Here is a 20,752-nt window from a genome sequence, read left to right as displayed (position 1 = left end):
CAAAGAACGGCCGTAACTTGTATATTTTTAAGGTCTTTACAAAGATTACTATTACATTAACCGGACACTATTGAGTATGTAGTAATAAGTAATAAGTAGCTGAGTACTTGAGTACTTTTTACTTATTACTAACCACTAACCACTAACCACTAACCACTAACCACTAACCACTAACCACTAACCACTAACACCACTCTAACCACGCAACACCACTACTTTATCATCCCTTTGTCCCGTAAGCGGTCCCTTGCCGATTTGGATTTTTTCTTTTCGGTGGTATCTTTTTCGGGTTTTGGGTCTTCCGTTGTTTCTTCCTCGGCCGTTTCTTCCGCTCCACCTTCCGCAAGGTCCTCTATAAACTCTTTGCCCTGTTCGAACGCTTTTTCCAGGTTTTCCTTGGTCGTTTTGGTTTTTGCCAGTATAAAACTTGAAGCGATATAGGTGCCGATCAATGTACCTACTATGGCCGATGCGAAATATTGGATAAAGAAGATATTGATGGGCGTTACGAAAGTAACAATGCCCCCTATGATCACGAACAATAGGGTAACCCATACCAAACGCAACAAAAAGGCCTGTTGGTGCACAAACCCTTTCCGGTTATCGGCCTTCATCTGAAGTTCCGAGGAATGGGTGATCTTATTTGCCAAGCGGTACCATTTGTTGTTTTTGGACTCCCGCCAATACCAAACGATCCCGAAGAGAATGGAAAGAACGAATACGATGATTTCTAGTGTCATGACAATTGGTTGTTAGCGTTCAATAAAATAGTGTCGATTACCCATTCTTGATACGAGGGGTCCCACGTTTGGTAGGCGTCATAAAAGGCCGCTTTGTCATACCAATACAGGTGCAAGGGGTCTTTGGGCATTACTTTCGAAAGGAGTTTCCAGATCAGTTCTTTTTGCTCGTCCATTAGGGACGAATGGGGGTAGTGCAACGCCTTGTGATACGCTTTGTCTACGAACGCCTCCTGTTTTAGTTCGCTGTCCACGGTGAGTCGTTGAAAGTAGATTTCTACACCCGATATCATTTTTTTGGTTTCCACGGGCAGTTGGTTCAAATAGCGTTTGAAAAGCATTGGGCTTTCCAATATTTCTTTAAAAGGGTGCTCTTTCTTTTTCAGCTGTTCCGAGAACAACTGCTTTTTAATACGTTCGTATCGCGCGGTGCGCACCGCGCTCTTAAGGTCGTTTTCTATGATCAGCTGTCGAACGAGGGCATCCATCAGTTCGTCGTGATCGATATGAAAGAGCAACACATCATGGGTAGTGTCCGACGTGGCTTTTTTGAACCATGTTTTGTCCTCGAAAACCAGTATGGTCTTTATAAAGTCCTTTAGCACAAAAACACCTCCAAAAGCGGTCGTGTAAAAAGAATTGATGGGCAGCGTAATGGGTTCCAGGTCCAATTTTCGCTTTCGGAGGTCACCGTATTTTTTTGCCGATTCGAGCAGTTTTTGATGTACGTCGCGATCGATAAAATTATTATTGCGATTGAACCATTGGATCAACGCCCGTTGTTCCTGTTGTTTCTCCTTCAGTTTGTTCAGCAAGGTAAAACGAACGGTAATGGTGCTGTATCGCAACAGATCGAAAGGGTCGAAAAACGTGTCGATATTCTGATCAAGGTGCAGTATTAGGGCCGCGTCCTTGGTGATGTCCTTAATTTCCCTTCCGTAGGCCGCAAAAACGGCGGTCATCACATCCCGGTCAAAACTGTGCGATGGCATGTGCACGGGTTTGTCTTTTTGCGCCGGGGAAAGCACAATGGCGTTCACGTTGGCCTCTCCCATGTTCAAATACCAATTGTCCTTTTTTTCTTCGGCAATTTCAGGGCTCCATCCCATACCGTCTATGGAAAACTGCTTGAGCTTGGTGGTTTTGGCCCCCAATAATTTCAAGCACTCGTTGTACCGGCTCACCATGGAACCCGAAAGCCGAACCAATGCGCCATCGATCAAACCCGCTTCCCGTAGTTTTTCCATAGGTTCAGTTTCAGCGGTTTTCAAAAATACGGTTGGCTTCAAGGGATACGTTGAGGTCATGCACCCGATTTTCTACTTTGCGTTTGAAGTCGGTATCGGCGATGGTGGCTACATTGTCCAGATAGTGCACCACTTCTTGTCGGCGGATATCGGAGAAGTTAAGCCCTTTCATATTCTGTTTCATCAAATCTTGCAGCATGGCGAATTTGGCGTCGTAGTCCTTTTTAAAGTACAGGGAGGCATCTTCGAACCAGGCTTCGGGCAGGTCAAAATCGGTAAGCCGTAGCGAAATGGCGCTCTGAATGTTCCGGATATCCCTAGAGGAGAAGAACGGAAAGGCTTCTTGAATGTTTTTATACAGTTCGGCAAAAAACAAATGGGTATCGGTGGCGTGTTTTGCTTCGGTACGCTCATAGATTTCCAATACCTTGTCCGCTGTCGGCTTGTCCGATCGGTTTAAAATTTCCCCAAGGTTTTTGGCAAGTCCCTGCTCGCTCAAAAAGGTATAGTTGTCCGGATTTTTCATATTGACGAAGTTGGGCATGTTCTCGTTCAATTTGTTCCACCAGAGGTAGTCCTGGTCTACAAAATCGGGTATGGTCCGGGCCCCATCGATCTTAAACCTTCCTTGTACGCGCGAAATGACCGCCTTGTCCAGCATTTCGGGCAAGTTGGTAAATAGCCCGATCGCGCTGTTGCCGTAATTGATGGCATAGGCACCTTCGGTATAGCGTAAAAAGACCCCGATGACTTCTTTTACCCCGGCCGAAACGCCCTGTGCGGTACGTTCCTGTAAGTTGTTTTCGGCATCGTCGATAGGTGCAAAGATCAATTTTCCCGGATCTTGCAACGGTTTCATCCATTGTACCATTTTTTCGGCAGACCCACCTTGAAAGGTAGAGATCAAGGTATCGGGCATGGGGTGGAACAAAAACGGAATTTCGAGCGCATCACAATGCTCTTTTAACTTGGTAGCAATGGCCGCGATCAGCATACTTTTTCCCGTTCCGGGAATACCATACCCCATAAAAACGGGCATAAAACCGCCCAATTCCTGAAAAGGGTTCTTTTTGGCCGTAAAATCATAGCTCAACATGCGTTCGGTCAAACGACGTGCAAAGTGTTTTGCATCGCGGTTCCCCACGATTTCCTCAAATTGGATTTTATTGAATTCCACACTTTTTGCGGTGCCCTCCAAAACATTTTCCCATCCCGACACGGCGAATTCACTTTTCTCTAGTTTGTAGGTGCGGTCGGTGATGGTCTCGGTATACTCCAAGCTGTTGATCCGCATCTGTATCTCGGCGATCAGCGCTTCGAAAAAGACCACTGTAAACTGGAGTACCTCCTCGTCCGAGGTGATGATTTCGGGGTGGTCCAGATATTTTTCAAAATAGAACAACAGGCATGATATGCCTTTTAAGGGCGACATCAGCGATACTTCCGGTATGCCCGCGAACTTGTTTTTCATTACGCTGAGGTCGTCCGATACCATTGGTTTCAGATCGAACAGAATGCGATAGGCGGTTCCGTAGAGCATAAAGGCGGTGGCGGTTTGCAATTTGGCGTCGTATTCCCTTCTTTGGGTAGTGTCCAAACTGCTTTTCCGTTCGTTCAAATGGGAAAGTCCGGAGGCATCGTAGTAACTATCCTTGAGCCAAATGCCCATAGTAAGCCCTTCTTGAAGGGAATACAGGGCCTGGTTCAGGTGTACGGGTATGGCTACGGAATCGGGAAGCAACCTTTTCTTTAAGGAGAGAATGGTTTTGGACACCGAAACGACCTCGTTGGCCGCCGTGCCGTTGGCCTTGGACAAGTATAATAATATGGAACTGTCCTGTTGCTTTTTGTCCCGGCTTTTGGCCTTGCTTCCTTGTTCCCATTGTACGCCTTTCAGATAGGAAGTGGCCTCGTTTCTCAGGGCCGCTAACTCGTTCAGTGAAATGGGAAAGGTACTGTTATGCTCCATGTGATAATTTTAGCGGGGGAATTTCTATTGGTTCTTGTGTCAATTGGTGGATGGTCTCTGGAATGGTGTCATAAAACACCTGTATCACCCGGTGGGGGGCCAAAATGTACTTCTGAACATTGGTGGGTCCCCATACCTGTAACCGTTGTTTGTTAAAGAAACTGCCCTCGGTAAAATTTCCGGAGGTGCCGGTTTCGTCTATCTGCAGCGATAGCGCGAATTCTGAAAGGTCCAGGTTCTTTTTTACGATGGCATCCAAAACGGCATGGGTTACAATAAGCTCGTCCTTGGCAAAAACACTGTGCAAAGGCCCCAGATCCATCTTTTTTATCTTTTTCGGCCAAAGTTTGGGCAGTTTTTTGTCAATGGCATAGGCCATCATATCCAGGTCGATATTACGTTCGGCGGTCTGCTCCAATACCTGGTATATTTTCTGGCGGTAGTCGTCCAATGTTTCCTTGTGCAGGTCAAAATACATGAAACAGATAAAGGGACGGTTTTGTATCACATCATAGAACGCCCAGCTGACCATGTATTGTGCATTGTACTTATCGTCGGTGACCTCCAAAACTTTACCTTGCACAAAACGCTTAAAAATATGGGTCTGTTTTACCGATGCGTAGTAGATGATCGATGCCGCCTGTTGTAACTTTCGGTCGGCTATGGGCCGTCTGTTTTTTAAAAGGGTTTCTAGGAACTCCTCCTTTAAGTCGGTTATCTTGGGCAGTTTGCTCAAATATTCCTCACGTAGTTCCAGGTCGTTGAACAAATAACGGAATTCAAGGTAATTGGGAAAGCCTGATTCCGTAAGGTCGATACGCATTTTTTCCTCATCATCGAATAGGTATTTGATGCGGAAGGCCTCCAGCGAATACGACATGAGTTCGCAATATTGTTTTACAAAAGTGGCCTCGAGGTAACTGCACAATTTTTTTTCGGCAATACTTTTTACCAGCTCATTGAACGCATGGGTTACAATTTTAAAGTACACCTTGTACTGCTCTTTTGTTTCAAGAACGGCACTGTCCAAAGGTGTAACAATTTGATTGATCGGCATGGTACTATATGGCGTTTTTAAAATTAAATGTTGAATTGGGTGGGGTAACCAAGGGTTTTATGGTGCCGGCAGGTTTTGGAACTGCCGGTACCGTAAAACGTATTGTTCTCTTTTCCGTTTGTTCGCAACGGTCGAGTAGTGGCGCTTTAAGCTTTCAATACATGTTTACCCGATGTATCGGTTTAGCCCAATAAGTCGTCCTCTGCGGGTGGCGTAGGGGCCTTGTTATCGTTGTTTTCGGTAGGTGCATCGCCATCGGTGGCATAATACTCCTCAAAGATCTCCTTCATATCGATACCGTAGCGATCGGCAAAATTCTTTTGAATATCGGCATCTTTCACGCGTATTTCCTGCAAGGATTCTGCATAGCTCGAATATACGCCCTGCATCACTTTTTCGTGTACCGGTATATTGTCCATCATATCCTGTCGTGCTTTGGCACTGGCGGTATGCATGGCGGCCAAGGTTTGCCCGATATGCTCATCGGTTTTAACGCCCAGGTGTTCCAAGATCGCCGCAAACTCCTGATCCGTTCGGGCCTTCAGGGCCACGATGTATCCGTCGTAGTATTTTAGGCGTTCGTCGGTATCACTCTTAAGTTTGGCGCGGTGCGATTGTAAATTGCTGCGTAATGAGGTCAGTACCTTTATGGTGAGATTGTGCTTGTGTACAAAACTGTCCTTACTTGCGGCAAGGGTGGTATAGGCATTTTTAAGGCCTTCGAGCTCTTCCACTTTTTGCTCGATCTGGGTCACTTTACCAATGCCTTCCGAATAGTCCGAGGACTGCTTGTCCGAGATTTCTTCAAGGGCTTGGCGCGCCTGTTTCAACAGGGCATACTGTTCCTCTAGTTTGTCTTCGGTTTCTTTCTTTTTCTCCAAGGCTTTGGTATGGTTTTTACTGGCCTCTACAATGGCGACCTGTAATTTGTCCTCGACCTCCTTAATTTCGATTTCCCTGTTTTTCAAACGTCCTACGGCGGCCTGACTTTTATAGGAAAGCTCGTTCAACAGGGTTTGAATGTCCGCCGATTCGATCCGTTCCTGGAACATGGCCTTTGCCTTCATATCGGCCCCGTCCCGTACTTTTTGTGCGGCATCCAGTTCGGTCTGTTTTCTTCTGATCTTTGCCTTGCGCCCCCACAGGTTGTTCCACCAGTTGTCCTTTACGCCTTCCGCTTCTTCCAAATCGCGTTTGGCGTTCTCCAATGCCTTTTGGGCATCGTCGATCACCTTTTGCTCGGCGGCGTTAAGGGTAGAGAATTTTTCAAAAATGATACCGACCTCGTCTTGGTAGTCCGTTAAATCCTTAATGGCGTCCAACAGGGTAGAACGATCTTTTTCGGCCATACCGACTACATCGTCCAGGGTGGCATTCAATATTTTTTGTCGCACCTCGGGATCGTCTTCCTGTGCTAATTTGGATTTCATTTGGTCGACCGCCTTACCCCAATTTACATCAACTTGTTCTTGTTTGGAGTTGGATTCGGTCTCTAATAAATCAAAATCATCGGCCATGGTATCTTTCTTGTTTTTAAGTGTTAGTAAATATAAAACCGGCGGTTTTTAGAATGAAGTGGTTTAAACTTTTTGGATTGTGGCGAAAACTAATGATTTTTTACCCTGTTGAAGTCTTTTTTGAGTTGCATAGCTGGGCTATGGAAGGAAAAAAAGTCGAAAAGAGGGTGAAAAAGCATCATTTTATAGCCAATTGAAAAAGGTTAAACCACTTCAATGTTCAATTTCGGCAAAAAAACCGAGGTGAAAAAGCCGTTATCGGCGAACTGTACATTTTATAAGTAGTAAGCATCCACTTTTTGTTACAGAAGATATGATTCCCACCAGTGGGTTTAATGCCACGATGCCCGTATCCAAATGGTAAAGGATAGTTCTTTTAATGCCTCGTGGGCTTGCCCGGAGGTAGTTTACCTTGTACCTCTCAGCTTTTGGTTTCGGGGTTTTTGGTATGTTGGCATGGGTAATTTTAGTAGTTTTATTGAAAACAGTATATATGAGGCGGTTGTGTTCGTTGGTCTTTTTGTTGGGAATATCCATTTCCGGGGTTGCGCAGGAGCTGATCTGTTCCGAAAAGGACAGGCAGGCCTTTGAGGATAAAACCATCGAAATCGATGGCCTTTTGGAAAACGATTTTGGAAAAACGGTAGTTGCCGTGGGCAAAACCTTTTTGGGAACCCCCTATGTGGCCCAAACCCTGGAAATCGGGGAGGCCGAACCGTTGACCATCAACTTGCAGGGGCTGGATTGTACTACTTTTGTCGAAAATGTATTGGCCTTTGGTATCTTATTGCGGTCGGGCAAATCGCATTTTCCGGTGTTTGCCGATACCTTGGAAAATATCCGTTATCGGGACGGAAAGCGAAATGGGTATGCCTCCCGTCTGCATTATTTTACGGAATGGATCGCGGATAACGAAAAAAAGGGACTGCTAAAGGATGTGACCGCTGAAATTGGAGGGGTGCCCGTGGATAAGGAAATCAATTTTATGAGTACCCATCGAGAGCTATATCCTTTCTTAAAAACGAATGAGGACAACTATGAAAAAATAAAAGCGTCGGAGGACTATTTGAACGGGGAAACTTTTTGCGTTTTACCACAAAATCAAATTGCCCTTAATGAACACCTGATACAAACCGGTGATATCATCGCCTTAACAACTTCCATAGCTGGGCTCGATGTTACCCACACGGGCATCGCTACCCGCGAAAAGGATGGTCGCATTCACCTGTTGCACGCTTCAACGGGCAGTATGGAGGTCGAAGTTTCAAAACTACCCCTTGCGGAGTATTTGAAGGGGATTAAAAAGAATACCGGTATTATGGTGGCGCGCCTATCTCCCTAACCCTAAAAGAGGATCAAAGAGCGAAGCTTTTTAGGGGCTAGGGTGCCGACATGTATTTTTTGGGCGTGGTGCCGTATTTTTTCTTGAAAGCGGATATAAAATGACTCGCCGTGCTGTAGCCGACCTTTAAACCGACCTCGTTCACATTGTGTTGTCCCGATTCGAGCATCCTTCGGGCGTATTCCATTTTGTAATCGAACAAAAAGGTGAATACCGGTTCGCCATATATCTGTTTAAAACCCTCTTTCAATTTTTTTAGGGAAAGTCCAATTTCTTCCGATAGTGCGTTTAAAGTAGGGGGTTCCGCCATGCGGGAAATGATGATTTCCTTTGCTTGGCGAATGCGGCGAACGTTATCTTCGTCCACCAGAAACGGACATTGCTCCATATCCGTTTCGGCGCCCTTGTTAAAGTAGAGCGCAATGAGTTCGTATACCTTTCCTTTGATATAGAGTGCCTTAATGGAGGGATGCAGGTTGTAATTCATCATTTGGCTTAACAATACCGAAATGGCCGGGCTAAAGCCTTCCTGTGAATAGTATTTTTTGTCTTTGTTGTCCTCGCTCAAAAAAGGAATGTAATCGGCCTCTTTGGAGAATAAGGAGTGAAACTTACGTATTGTCATTACTACCGATACCAGCCAGCCCTTAGGGGCCAGTTCCAGGTTTAGGGGAAGGTCGATCTGGGTATTGTAGAGCAACAAGGAATTTTCCTCTTTAACTTCCAGGGCGTATCTACCATCATTGAAGATGAATTTGGAATGCCCTTTTAGGCAAAAATGAAATTGGATGAAAGAGCTGTCGATTTCACGTGTAATCCGCTGAACGTGAGGGGTGTCGTTCTGGATTTTCAAAACAAAAAATCCATCTTCGATCAGTACTTCTTGAAAAGAACCTGTAGCGACACTTTTTAATTCCATAAGGGCTGATGATTTGTTGTTTTTTATTTAGAATTGTTCTAAATTAATTTGTATAGATGGCTTACTTAGACCATAAAAATAAGGCTTTTCCCGAGATTTCGGTCCAAACCATCGCTAAAAAACCCGAAACGGTATTAAAAGTACCGCTAGCGTTATTTTTTTGATTTCTTCACTCGTATTTTTGCAAACGTTTGCAAAGGCCATATGAAGGATTATCATATTTCTAAACACCATTCGTTCTACACCATTGGGCTAAATTATAAGAAAGCTGATGCCGTGGTCCGAGGGAAATTTAGTTTGGACGACAACGCGATTTCCGCGCTATTGGCCCAGGCCAAGGACCAGGATATTGATGGGTTGCTGGCCACTTCTACTTGCAACCGTACCGAACTTCACGGCTTTGCCCAACATCCTTTTCAATTGATCAAACTATTGTGCGACAATACCACCGGTACCGTAGAGGAGTTTCAGGAGGTCGCATATGTATACAAGAATAACGAGGCCATTGGCCATCTCTTTCGGGTGGGCACCGGTTTGGACAGTCAAATTTTAGGAGATTTCGAAATCATCAGTCAGTTGAAACAAAGTTTTAACCGATCCAAAAAAATGGGTATTGCGAACCCCTTTATCGAACGGTTGACCAATTCGGTGATCCAGGCGAGCAAACGCATTAAAAACGAAACGGAAATTTCTTCGGGGGCCACCTCGGTAGCCTTTGCATCGGTACAATATATTCTCAGAAATGTACCTGATATTACTTCCAAGAACATTTTACTTTTTGGAACGGGCAAAATCGGAAGAAATACTTGTGAGAACCTGATCAAGCATACCAAAAAGAATCAAATTACCCTGATCAACCGCACAAAGGACAAGGCGGAGCGAATTGCCGGAAAGTTTGATCTGGTCGTTAAGGATTACGGCGACCTGCAAACCGAAATACGCACCTCCGATGTTTTGGTGGTGGCCACTGGCGCACAGTCACCAACCATCTGTAAGGAAATGGTGTACACCAAAAAACCGTTGTTGATCTTGGATCTTTCCATCCCCAAAAACGTTTCGGACGACGTTTCGGAACTTGAAAATGTAACGGTCATCCATTTGGACCATCTTTCGCAAATGACGGACGAGACCTTGGCCCGAAGAAAACAGTTCGTTCCCAAGGCCGAGTCCATTATTGAAACGGTAAAGGCCGACTTTATCCAATGGTTGGAAACCCGAAAATTTGCCCCGGTCATTAAGGCGCTCAAAAGCAAGCTGAAGACGATGAAGGACGAAGAAATGGATTACCAATCAAAAAAACGGGCCGATTTTGATGCCCAACAGGCCGATATCATTTCGGACCGCATCATTCAAAAGATAACGAAACAGTTCGCCAATCACCTCAAAGGGGATCATGTGGACGCCGACAGTAGTTTGGCCTTGATCCAAAAAGTTTTTCAACTCGAAATAGATACCCAATGAACAAGGTCATCCGGATAGGGACCCGCGATAGTGAATTGGCACTATGGCAGGCCAATACCGTAAAAGAACAACTGGAAGCATTGGGACACCATACCCGCTTGGTGACGGTAAAGGCGACCGGCGATCTGATGCTCGACCAACCGCTTTATGAGTTGGGCATTACCGGAATTTTTACCAAAACCTTGGATGTTGCCATGATCAAGGGCGAGATCGATATTGCGGTACACAGCATGAAGGATGTACCCACCGCGTTGCCCAAAGGAATTGTGCAGGCCGCGGTTTTGGAACGGGCCAATTACCTGGACATACTGGCGTATAAGCATAACGAAGAGTTTCTTGCGGAACGGGAGGCGGTCATTGCCACGGGAAGTTTGCGACGAAAGGCCCAATGGCTCAACCGCTACCCTACACATACCGTGGTCGACCTTAGGGGAAACATCAACCTAAGGCATCAAAAATTAAAGAATAACGATTGGAACGGGGCCATTTTTGCCGCGGCCGGACTGGAGCGTATAGCCCTAGAGCCCGAAAATACGATCGGACTTACCTGGATGCTGCCCGCACCGGCCCAAGGGGCCATTATGGTAGTGGCCATGGAGGAGGATGACTATGTAAGGCAAGCCTGTGCAGCCTTGAACCACGAGCATACCGCCTTATGTGTTGGCTTGGAACGGGAGTTTTTAAGGATTTTGGAAGGCGGTTGTACGGCACCGATAGGTGCTTTGGCAAAGATCGACCGTGAGGAACAGGTAGTGCTAAAGGGAGTGTTACTTTCGGTAAACGGTCAAAAAAAGATAAGTGCGGAATACAAGGCGCCCTTGGGCAAACACCAACAATTGGGCGAATTGTGTGCCAAACATATTCTGGAACGTGGCGGAAAACGTATCATGAACGAACTGTTGGGTTCGGAGCAACAAAAAACGGCCCAAGTGTTCGCTACACGAAAATTGACGGACGAACAGCTGCAACTTTTCAATGAGGCACTCTCGGTAACATCGGAAGACTTTATTAAGGTAAGTCCTTCCCGCATCGCCGCGGTTGCCATAAAAGAACCCATTCAGAATGTGGTACTTACCAGTCAAAATGCCGTAACGGCCCTCCTGACAAATTTTGAACCGGAGCAGCTCCGGTTTCAAAATATATATTGTGTGGGAAGAAAGACCAAACGATTGATCGAAAAACGCATCGGTCCGGTGGCACATACCGCAAAAAACGCCAAACTATTGGCGGAATATTTGGTGGAGTATATGGAGGGCCTTGAGCTTACCTATTTCTGTAGTGATATCCGTATGGACGTCCTTCCGGATATTCTCACCGAGAACAAGATTACCGTACATGAGATTGCGGCCTATAAAACAAAATATGTTGCGGTGCCCTTGCCCGAAAGTGTAGCATCGGTATTGTTTTTTAGTCCGTCCGCGATCACCAGTTTTCTTCAGGAAAACGAACCTAAAGATCGTATCGCATACTGCATCGGCGAAACCACCGCCAAGGAGGCAAGAACCCATTTTTCAAAGGTTTTGGTGGCCAAGATCCCTACAGTGGAAAGTGTGATCGATCTGGTAAACGCGTCCGAGAACCAAAGTTAAAAGTGTGGTACGCCCTTACAAGTTGCCATACCATTGAAATGAAATTAACGATATGTTGAAGAACGATTTGTTCCTTAAGGCCTTAAAAGGGGAAACGGTGGCCAGGCCGCCTGTGTGGATGATGCGCCAGGCAGGGCGTTACCTGCCCGAGTTTATGGAAATTCGGAAAAAATATGATTTTTTTACCCGATGCCAGACACCGGAACTCGCTTCGGAAATTACCGTGCAGCCCATTCGCAGGTACGGGATGGACGCCGCCATTCTTTTCTCCGATATTTTAGTGATTCCCCAAGCCATGAACATCGAGGTGCAAATGAAACCCAATTTTGGGCCGTATTTGCCAAATCCGATCCGCACGTCTCAAGATTTGGAGCGGGTTATCGTTCCAGATGTAAACGATTCATTGGGGTATGTGATGCAAGCCATCAAGGCTACCAAGGAAAAGCTGGACAATGCGGTGCCTTTGATCGGTTTTGCCGGTTCGCCCTGGACAATTCTTTGTTACTGTGTGCAAGGGCAGGGAAGCAAGAATTTTGATAAGGCCAAGGAGCTTTGTTTTACACGGCCAGTGGTGGCGCACGAACTGTTACAGCGCATTACCGATACCACCATAGCATATCTAAAAGCCAAGGTAGCGGCCGGTGTGGATGCCGTACAGGTATTCGATTCATGGGGTGGCATGTTGTCGCCCGTGGACTATCAAGAATTTTCATGGCGTTATATCCAGCAGATCATCGACGCGTTAAAAGACCATGCGCCCGTAATCGTATTTGGCAAGGGATGTTGGTTCGCCCTGGGAGAGATGGCGAAATCCGGTGCTTCGGCATTAGGGGTCGACTGGACCTGTTCCGCCAGGAACGCCCGCTATTTAACGGGAGGGAAAATTACGCTGCAAGGGAATTTTGATCCGGCCCGATTGCTTTCCCCGCCTGCGGAAATCAAAAAAATGGTAAGGCAAATGATCGATGCCTTTGGGAAAGACCGCTATATCGTAAACTTAGGGCACGGCATTTTGCCGCACATCCCGGTAGCGAACGCAAAAGCGTTTATCGACGCCGTAAAGGAATATTCCGTTTAGCGTTCGGACCACACGAAAGTTGTTTTTTCAGCACAGCGGTCTTTTTTCAATGGACAATTAGCAATTAGCAATTAGCAATTATCAGTTCGCATTAAGTAGTGGTGAGTGGTGAGTAAAAAGTGATTGGAAAAGTGGTTAGCAGGTTCTCTTCTAGCTTTGAGTTTGGGCTTAAACTTGTATTTGAATTTGAGTTTAAGTTTGACACTTGAACTTGTCTTTGTTCTTTTCTCTTTCAGCGCAGCGGTCTTTTTTCAATGGGTAGCATTATGATAGAGCATCAGTGGAGGGGCATTTGGTGTTGGAGCCCTACTTTAGTACATTTAAGGGTATGGGAAAAGGTTGGTATATCGTGCTTTTGGTATTTGCGGTCGCTTGCAATCCAAATGTGGAAAAGGAAAGAACAGTTGTAGAAAAGGCTGTAACGAAACCTGTGCCGGAGGTGGGCTACGCCCCTGAGGCCAAGTTAAAAACGCTGGGTATCGAGCTAAAAACGCCCTCCGAACCGATAGCCAATTATGTGCATGCCGTTCGGTCGGGGAATCTTTTGTTTTTGTCGGGAAAGGGTCCCAAAAAACCCGATGGGACCAATATCGTTGGCAAACTCGGAGCCGATTTAACGGTAGAGGAAGGGTATGCCGCCGCACGTATGGCCGCTATCAACCAACTTGCGGTGCTCAAGGCGGAGCTAGGGGATTTGAACAAGGTTGCCCGTATCGTAAAAGTAAAGGGGATGGTAAACGCCGTGCCCGAATTTACCGCCCATTCCAAGGTCATCAACGGCTATTCCGATTTGATGGTTTCCGTTTTCGGAGACAGGGGGAAACATGCCCGAGCGGCCGTGGGTATGGGGTCGTTGCCCGGAAATATGGCTGTCGAAGTGGAAATGGTGGTAGCGGTATACGAATAGCCGACAAATGGCTTAAATACTGCCGTAGGTATTGCGCATGATCTGTTCCGTTTCGGACCTTGTTTTAAAAACGTCGAACGTACGGCCCTGTGTGCGCAGGGCGCCCAAGGTGTTGGCGTACTTTGCGGCACGGATGTAATTGGTGGGGTCTTCCAAAAGCCCATAGCCAAGGCCGCCCGCAAAAGAATCGCCACAACCGGTAGTGTCTACCACATCCGTAACAGGTACCGAAGCCACAATTTCATGCTGTACCCTGCCGTTCTCCTTAAAAAAAACGGATCCCCCGTTGGAATCCAAGGTAACGATAAGGGATTTGATACCGTTGTCGAGCGCATGGGCCGCAAATGCGGGAAGGTGGGAGGTGTCGTTATCGGTCAACTGGCCAAGATCTTCCAATCGGTACTCTTTTTCGAACCAGCAACATTTCGATTCTTCCAAGTTCATTTTCAATACATCGATATAAGGCAGCCACTGGTCACGGTCGACCCAGAATTTGGTGAGCCGATCTCCGGAAGTGGTACAGGTATTGGTAGGTCCGTGGGCATCGAAAATTATGATGGCATCACTGTGTTCCTTAATAAATTTCAGGGTTTCTAAGGGAACCTCAAAATCGGTAATGGGCACGCATACGAATACGTCACAGTCCAACAAGGCTTCCAGATCTTTTGGAACGATGGGGTTCATAAAACCGGTTTGTTTCTCAAGCCTGTTGTTTTGGTCGATAAACGTTAAACGGATCACATCGCCCTGATCGGCATCGCAGGTAATATGATCGGTATCGATGTTCGAATATTCCGCCAGCAGGTCTTTTACCGCTTTTTCATCTTGCTTTCGCAGGTGGGAAACGGGGTATACCGTTCCATGCGCTCCCAAAAGTTTTGCGATGCCTATGGCGGTATGGGTGGCACAACCATATTTTTCGATAACCTCGCCCCGGTGTGTGGTAATATGATCTCTGGGAATCGGACCCAGTACCCCAACTTTATATTTCGTCATGTATACTACTGAATTAAATGGTCTTTCGATAGTGCACACTACCTTAGAACCAAACTGAAAATCTTTTTAAATTACAAAAAATTGAATAACGACCTTAGGAAATGCATAAATTAGTGACGGCAACCGGGTTTTGGGAGCAACACCCTTTGAAATAACAGCAATGAGAAACAGGAATAATGTAAAAAGAATGGCGACCGTACTCTTTCTTACTTTAGGAGGTATGGCTATGGCCCAGGTATCGGGCTATAAAACGGAAAAAGACGTGCCGTACTACGACGAAGCGGTACGTAAATCGGACGCGTACATTGCCGAACGCTGTGTTTTGGATGTATATTACCCGAAAGACACTACCGGTGTTGCCACGGTAGTTTGGTTCCATGGCGGCGGTCTGGAGTTTGGGAACAAGCACATTCCGAAAGGATTGGAAGAAAAAGGGGTGATCGTGGTTTCGGTCAATTACCGTTTGCACCCCAAGGTCAAAAATCCGGTATATATCGAAGATGCCGCCGCTGCGGTGGCCTGGACCTATAAAAACATTGAAAAGTATAATGGCGATGCGAAAAAGATATTCGTTTCCGGGCATTCCGCGGGGGGGTATTTGGCCAGCATGGTCGGTATGGACAAAAGCTATCTAAAAAAACACGGGGTGGCCGCCGACTCGCTTGCCGGTCTGGTTCCGTTCAGCGGCCATACCATTACCCATTTTACCGTGCGTAAGGAGATGGGCATTAAGGGCACCCAGGCCGTTGTGGATAAATATGCCCCGCTGTTCCATGTAAGGAATGATGCCCCGCCCATGTTATTGATTACCGGTAACCGGGAACTGGAACTTTTGGGCCGCCATGAGGAGAACGCCTACTTTTATAGGATGATGAAGGTGGTGGAACATCCCGATATCGAATTGATGGAGCTTGACGGTTATGGCCATGATATGGTATACCCCGCAATTCCCTTGTTGCTCCGATTTGTAAAAAAACACAGCGACCCCGCTTCAAAATAATGCGATATGAACAGGGGAACCTTTTTAAGAAAAACGGCCTTAGCCTCGGCATTTGGACTGGTTGGCGCGGACCGGCTATGGGCGCAATGGATGAATACTGAAACAATGGAAAAAATAGCACCACTGGGCATACAATTGTTTTCGTTGCCCAAGGTACTGGAACAAGATTTCGAGGGCGGGATCGCCCTGCTTGCCGAAATGGGGTATACCGAACTGGAGCTGTTCGGTCCTTTTTCCTTTAGTGCCGATAGCGCCAAAGCGGATTGGAAAAACGTTGCCCCCTTGTTGGGGTTTAGTGGTAGTGGGCTGTTCGGGAGGTCTCCCGAGGGGGTTGGCGCGCTGTTGGCCGAACATGGCCTGACCGTACCTTCCGTACATACCGATTTGGATACCTTGGAACACCATATCGAGGCTTTTGCATCCCTAAAGTCCGTTTTGGGAGTGGAATATATTACGCTGCCCGCGATACCGGATTCCCGAAGGAAAACATTGGACGATTATAAAAAAATGGCCGATACCTTCAATAACATCGGGAGCAAGGCGCGGGAATTTGGATTGAAATTCGCCTATCACAACCACGGATACGGACTGCAGGAAACAAAGGGTGTAACCCCTTTTGAGGTGATGATCGATGCTACCGACCCCGAAACCGTGTTTTTGGAGATGGACGTGTTTTGGACGGTCGCCGGTAGGGCGGACCCCGTGGCGTATTTAAAAAAGTATTCTGGGAGGTACCATTTGATGCATTTGAAGGATATGAAACCGAAAGTCCATTTTTCCGGTGACGGTTCCGATGCCGCGCAGTGGATGCAACTTTTCCCCAACATGACCACAGCCGGAGACGGGGCACTCGATCTAAAGGGCATCATTACTACGGCCCATGCCCATGGTGCCAAGCACTTTTTTGTAGAACAAGATCTGGTCGAAGATCCAAAAACGGCCCTGAAGAAAAGCTTTGATTATTTAACAAGGGCCTGATTCCGTCCAAAAGTCCTAAAGGAAGTTTGAAGTAATGTCCCGATTGCCGGTGACCGAAGGTATGGGCATGCCGATCGCGCTTGCCGTGATCAGTGGGTGCCCTTTGTTTCTGCAGCTTGTATTAAGCCGCCTTGCCGACTGTTGGTGCGGACCCATGGCATCATGTTTTTGATGCGGGCATTTTTATTTATTGGAATGGGATTTAAACCTTTTTTGAACACAGCAGTCCTATTTTCCTAAATCATAAAAATTGATCGGAATGAAGAAGTATGTCTTCAGGGGGCTTTCTTTTGTTTTATTGCTGTTTTCCCTTTCACTGGCCGCACAAGAGGCACCCCGCTTCACACAATACCTACAACAACCTTTGCTTTTGAATGCCGCATACGCCGGTACTTTGAACGACCTGGCCCTAACGACCGCCTACCGCTCGCAATGGGTGTCCATTCCCGATGCGCCGCGTACGTTTTTGCTTTCCGGGGAATATCGTATTACGGATACCATGGGAGTTGGACTCACCCTTTACAACGATGCTTTTGGCCCCTCGTCCCGTAATGAGATTCGCGGACACTACGCCTATAACCTTCGCCTTGGCGAAACGGTGCAGCTTCGTTTGGGGTTGAATGCACAGCTGTTGTTCTATGATTTGAATACCTCCGAGATCAATGCCGCCGATGCGGAGCAGAATCTTTTTGGCTCCGACCTTACCGATTCGGCGGGCAACCTCGGGTTGGGAACGTTGGTTCATGGGGAACAATGGTTTTTTGGTTTTTCAATACCTACCCTTTTTGAAACGGAGGCCCTAGAGGGCGATACCGTTATCGTATTGCAGAACAGGAGTTATAACCTTATGGCAGGCTATGCCTTCCCACTCGGGGATCATTGGACGGTAAAACCCTCGGTCCTTTTTCAAAAAGAGGAACGGTCGGCTACCCAATATAACATTACCACCAGCGTCGCCTATAAGAACAAAGTATTATTGGGCCTAAACTACGGCCTAGCCAATGCGGTGTCGGGCATTGTCGGTTTTCAGTTGACCGATGGTATTCGCATGGCCTATTCCTATGATGCCGCCATTTCCGATATATCCTCGGTCAGTGGGGCGACACATGAGGTGAGCCTGCGGTTCAACCTAACCAAAAACCCGATTTCCTTTGTAGGAAGGGACTAGCTTTTTTAAAACCTTAGAACCGGTTTTCCGGAAAATATAACATAAAACACAACACCCTTAAAACCTTTGAACATGAAAAAAAACGACATAACGGTAGGCACAGCCTTCTTTTTTATACTGTGCTGTTTCGCCATGGGAACGGCCCAGCTGACGGATGCGCAACGGGACAGTTACCGGAAGATCGCGGAGGATGCCATGCTTTTGGAACCCAATTCCTTCGATTTACGGGCCTCGGTGCCCAACTATCAGTTTGGAAACGGTCTGGCGGGGGACGATTTTTGGCCGTTTCCCGGTTGGCGTGCCCATAACGGGGAAACCACGGGTTTTGATACGTTTATGACGGTCGAGCCCAGGGACGCCGTTCCCGGCCTTAACGAAGTACACTTTCACGACGGTACGGAGCGAAGGGTGTCCAACGACCCGGATTTTAGTCAACCCGGAGATCGTTATTTTCTTGGTGATCATAGCAAAACCTTTTATACCGGAAGGCAGGGTACCCAGGTAGATCGCGACTTTACCTATATCGAGTTTTTTGAGGTAGGTCCCAGTAGGATCTACATCCATGGCGCTCCGGAAGACTATGTTTTGGTAGATGTTGTAGAGCCCTATGCCGGCACGGCCCTATTTCTTAAAAAGGGGACCGATGGTGTTGTGGACGATGACTTTATGGCCATTTTTTTAGAGGTTTCCGCAGCGGAAATTCCCTTGGACTCCGACCACTATGAATATGCGACCGCGCCCCGGCGCGCGGTAAAGGAAACGGCAGGTGGTATCGATCAGGTGCAGACCGCCAGTATCGATGTATGGCCTACGGTAGAGGTAGATCCCAGGGGGAATGTTTTCATGGCCATGCGTACGCCGGATCCCTTGCCCAATAATGCCAATCCCGGTTGCGGTTGCGATTTGGCGGCCATCAAATACGATGGAAATGGCAATATCGTATGGCAGGGAAATTACGGTGATGGCCGATGGGGTACGGCAAAAAGGACCAGCCGAATTTTTGATTCGGTGTATGAGGACGGTTTTTACTTTTTGGGGGTCTTTATCGGCAACGACCGTAGTAATGGGGGAGGCCGTTTTCAAGTGGTAAAGATCAATGCCGAAACCGGGGAACAGGTGGGAATTTTTGAATACGATCCGGGACCGGGAGTGGATAATGTGACCGGCATTGCCAAGGACAACAATGGAAAACTGTTCGTAAGCGGAAGCTCGTCGAGCAGTATCAACGAAGGTCCCGGTCCTTTTTTCCTGAAGGTAGACCAGGATCAGATCAGTTCGGGTCAAAACGGTTTTGAAGCCTGGGTAGATGGCGGTATCGAAGGTACTTTTTTTCATGAAGGCCATGGAGGGGTCGCCTTTATGCCCGATGGATCGGGAATTCCCGGAAAGGGAACCGTTGCCAATGCCGGTTGGAACAATCTGGTGGTCCGCGGCAACCACCACGCCATGTGGTTGCGCCTGTGGAGCGATAGCGGGGAATTAAAGGAGTTTATTCCCTTGACCGACGGTGACGATTTTCCGGGTTGGGCCTGGCAGGTAGAATTCGATAGTGCCGGTTTTGCCTATGTGGTCGGTGCGGTGCATGGCGTTTTGGACGATTTTCCCAGGAGGCGTTATGGCGGAAAGGGCGATATTGTTGTATTTAAGGTAGATGTGGCGACCGCTACCTTGGTCGATGCCACTTTGGTAGGTTCCGAATGGTCCGATGAGGGTATCGACCTTTTTATCGATGAACGGGACAACCTCTTCATTACCGGGCATACCTACGGGAGCCTGTTTGCGCAAAACCCCGCACCGGGCCGCTATGCCGATGGTTTTGTATTGAAAATGGATACCGATCTGAACGTACTCGAAGGATTTCAGATCGGTACCGAACGGGAGGATCATTTTACCGGTTTAGTGGTAAAAAACGGTATCGTGTATGTTACGGGCTTTACGGAAGGCTCGCTGTTCTCCAGTATCGATACCACTACCTATAATACCGATGCCGTTTTGTTCGCCCTAAAGGCGCAGGACCTTAGCTATGCGACCATAACACCGTTCGAGGAAGAAGCTCCCGTGGTGGAGGCCCCGAGCGTGGAAGGCCCCATAACGGTCTATAATGTGGTGACCAGAAACCAGGATGGCCAAAATGACTATCTAAAAATAGACGGTATCGAAAATTATCCCGACAATACCCTGAGCATTTATAACCGAAGCGGTACCCTGGAATACCAAACCACGGCTTATGGAACCGACGACGCCTTGTTTTATGGTGTTTCCAACCAGGGAAGCGCAAAGGGTATGGTAGGCACCTACATTTATATTTTGGAGTATCGAACGAGCGAAGGCCCCAAACAAAAGAACGGTTGGATGTTTATAACGGATTGATCGGATACCGGAAAGAAACTTCTTTTCGGTTCCGTTCACTTTGATCGGTTTGCTGGCGGTAAAGTTGCCAAAAAACTTTATTTTTGCCCTCCCACATCTAAAAAGTTGGAACAAGGACCATGAATATTTCCTTGGGCGAACGTATAAAGAGTTGGGTATTATTGGCCTCGTAGTTCAATGGATAGCATAGCCCCGAAGCATCGGGGTCCTAAACGTTTGATTTAGAAGGTGTAATCGAATTCGGGATTTAGAGTGAATACTATTGGCCTCGTAGTTCAATGGATAGCATAGCCCCGAAGCGTCGGGGTCCTAAACGTTTGATTTAAGAGGTGTAATCGAATTCGGGATTTAGAGTAAATAATATTGGCCTCGTAGTTCAATGGATAGCATAGCCCCGAAGCGTCGGGGTCCTAA

The 20,752-nt window shown here is 47.1% G+C and carries 16 protein-coding genes; 9 read left to right on the top strand and 7 right to left on the bottom strand.

What is annotated here, in order from left to right:
- Positions 1–212 precede the first annotated feature (212 nt).
- From ACRD7P_RS14955 to ACRD7P_RS14935, 5 genes are all read right to left on the bottom strand, one after another.
- Positions 213–740 carry a hypothetical protein gene (locus tag ACRD7P_RS14955; RefSeq protein ID WP_430908441.1) on the bottom strand — a complete coding sequence of 176 codons (528 nt, stop codon included), beginning with the start codon at positions 738–740 and terminating at the stop codon, positions 213–215.
- Positions 737–1,987, bottom strand: a complete 1,251-nt coding sequence (locus ACRD7P_RS14950; RefSeq protein WP_430908440.1) for a DUF6638 family protein — start codon at positions 1,985–1,987, stop codon at positions 737–739. Before ACRD7P_RS14950 ends, ACRD7P_RS14955 begins: the two co-directional genes overlap by 4 nt.
- A gap of 10 nt (positions 1,988–1,997) precedes the next feature.
- Positions 1,998–3,956 carry an AAA family ATPase gene (locus tag ACRD7P_RS14945; RefSeq protein ID WP_430908439.1) on the bottom strand — a complete coding sequence of 653 codons (1,959 nt, stop codon included), beginning with the start codon at positions 3,954–3,956 and terminating at the stop codon, positions 1,998–2,000.
- Positions 3,946–5,013, bottom strand: coding sequence for a hypothetical protein (locus tag ACRD7P_RS14940; protein ID WP_430908438.1), 1,068 nt, complete (start codon positions 5,011–5,013; stop codon positions 3,946–3,948). Before ACRD7P_RS14940 ends, ACRD7P_RS14945 begins: the two co-directional genes overlap by 11 nt.
- A 182-nt stretch (positions 5,014–5,195) precedes the next feature.
- A complete protein-coding gene (locus ACRD7P_RS14935; RefSeq protein WP_430908437.1) occupies positions 5,196–6,530 on the bottom strand; it encodes a microtubule-binding protein in 1,335 nt (444 codons plus the stop codon).
- A gap of 493 nt (positions 6,531–7,023) precedes the next feature.
- Here ACRD7P_RS14935 and ACRD7P_RS14930 point away from each other — a divergent pair, with 493 nt between their 5' ends.
- The gene (locus tag ACRD7P_RS14930) at positions 7,024–7,872 is read left to right on the top strand and encodes an N-acetylmuramoyl-L-alanine amidase-like domain-containing protein (RefSeq protein WP_430908436.1); all 849 of its coding nucleotides are present in this window, start codon (positions 7,024–7,026) and stop codon (positions 7,870–7,872) included.
- A 37-nt stretch (positions 7,873–7,909) separates the two neighbouring features.
- Here ACRD7P_RS14930 and ACRD7P_RS14925 read toward each other — a convergent pair whose 3' ends face one another.
- Positions 7,910–8,791, bottom strand: a complete 882-nt coding sequence (locus tag ACRD7P_RS14925) for a helix-turn-helix transcriptional regulator (RefSeq protein WP_430908435.1) — start codon at positions 8,789–8,791, stop codon at positions 7,910–7,912.
- Between the two features lie 204 nt (positions 8,792–8,995).
- Between ACRD7P_RS14925 and hemA the strand changes: the two genes are divergently transcribed.
- From hemA to ACRD7P_RS14905, 4 genes are all read left to right on the top strand, one after another.
- Positions 8,996–10,252, top strand: a complete 1,257-nt coding sequence (gene hemA / locus ACRD7P_RS14920) for a glutamyl-tRNA reductase (RefSeq protein WP_430908434.1) — start codon at positions 8,996–8,998, stop codon at positions 10,250–10,252.
- Entirely contained in the window at positions 10,249–11,841 is a 1,593-nt protein-coding gene (hemC, locus tag ACRD7P_RS14915; protein WP_430908433.1) for a hydroxymethylbilane synthase, read from the top strand. The genes hemA and hemC overlap by 4 nt, the downstream gene beginning before the upstream one ends.
- Positions 11,842–11,893: 52 nt before the next feature.
- The gene (hemE, locus tag ACRD7P_RS14910) at positions 11,894–12,919 is read left to right on the top strand and encodes a uroporphyrinogen decarboxylase (protein WP_430908432.1); all 1,026 of its coding nucleotides are present in this window, start codon (positions 11,894–11,896) and stop codon (positions 12,917–12,919) included.
- Positions 12,920–13,247: 328 nt separating this feature from the next.
- Entirely contained in the window at positions 13,248–13,826 is a 579-nt protein-coding gene (locus ACRD7P_RS14905; RefSeq protein ID WP_430908431.1) for a RidA family protein, read from the top strand.
- Positions 13,827–13,838: 12 nt separating this feature from the next.
- Here the strand turns inward: ACRD7P_RS14905 and ACRD7P_RS14900 are convergent, their stop codons facing one another.
- Positions 13,839–14,822, bottom strand: a complete 984-nt coding sequence (locus ACRD7P_RS14900; protein WP_430908430.1) for a carbohydrate kinase family protein — start codon at positions 14,820–14,822, stop codon at positions 13,839–13,841.
- A 160-nt stretch (positions 14,823–14,982) separates the two neighbouring features.
- Here ACRD7P_RS14900 and ACRD7P_RS14895 point away from each other — a divergent pair, with 160 nt between their 5' ends.
- From ACRD7P_RS14895 to ACRD7P_RS14880, 4 genes are all read left to right on the top strand, one after another.
- A complete protein-coding gene (locus tag ACRD7P_RS14895; protein WP_430908429.1) occupies positions 14,983–15,822 on the top strand; it encodes an alpha/beta hydrolase in 840 nt (279 codons plus the stop codon).
- 6 nt (positions 15,823–15,828) lie between these two features.
- Entirely contained in the window at positions 15,829–16,800 is a 972-nt protein-coding gene (locus ACRD7P_RS14890) for a sugar phosphate isomerase/epimerase family protein (protein ID WP_430908428.1), read from the top strand.
- Between the two features lie 259 nt (positions 16,801–17,059).
- Entirely contained in the window at positions 17,060–17,968 is a 909-nt protein-coding gene (locus ACRD7P_RS14885; RefSeq protein ID WP_430908427.1) for a PorP/SprF family type IX secretion system membrane protein, read from the top strand.
- Positions 17,969–18,040: 72 nt separating this feature from the next.
- Positions 18,041–20,338, top strand: coding sequence for a gliding motility-associated C-terminal domain-containing protein (locus tag ACRD7P_RS14880; protein ID WP_430908426.1), 2,298 nt, complete (start codon positions 18,041–18,043; stop codon positions 20,336–20,338).
- The last annotated feature ends 414 nt before the right edge of the window (positions 20,339–20,752 follow it).

Origin of the sequence: Maribacter sp. 2-571, from assembly GCF_050589625.1 — a bacterium.
In the GTDB taxonomy this organism is placed as follows: Bacteria; Bacteroidota; Bacteroidia; order Flavobacteriales; family Flavobacteriaceae; genus Pelagihabitans.
This window is presented reverse-complemented; position numbering and strand designations above follow the sequence as displayed.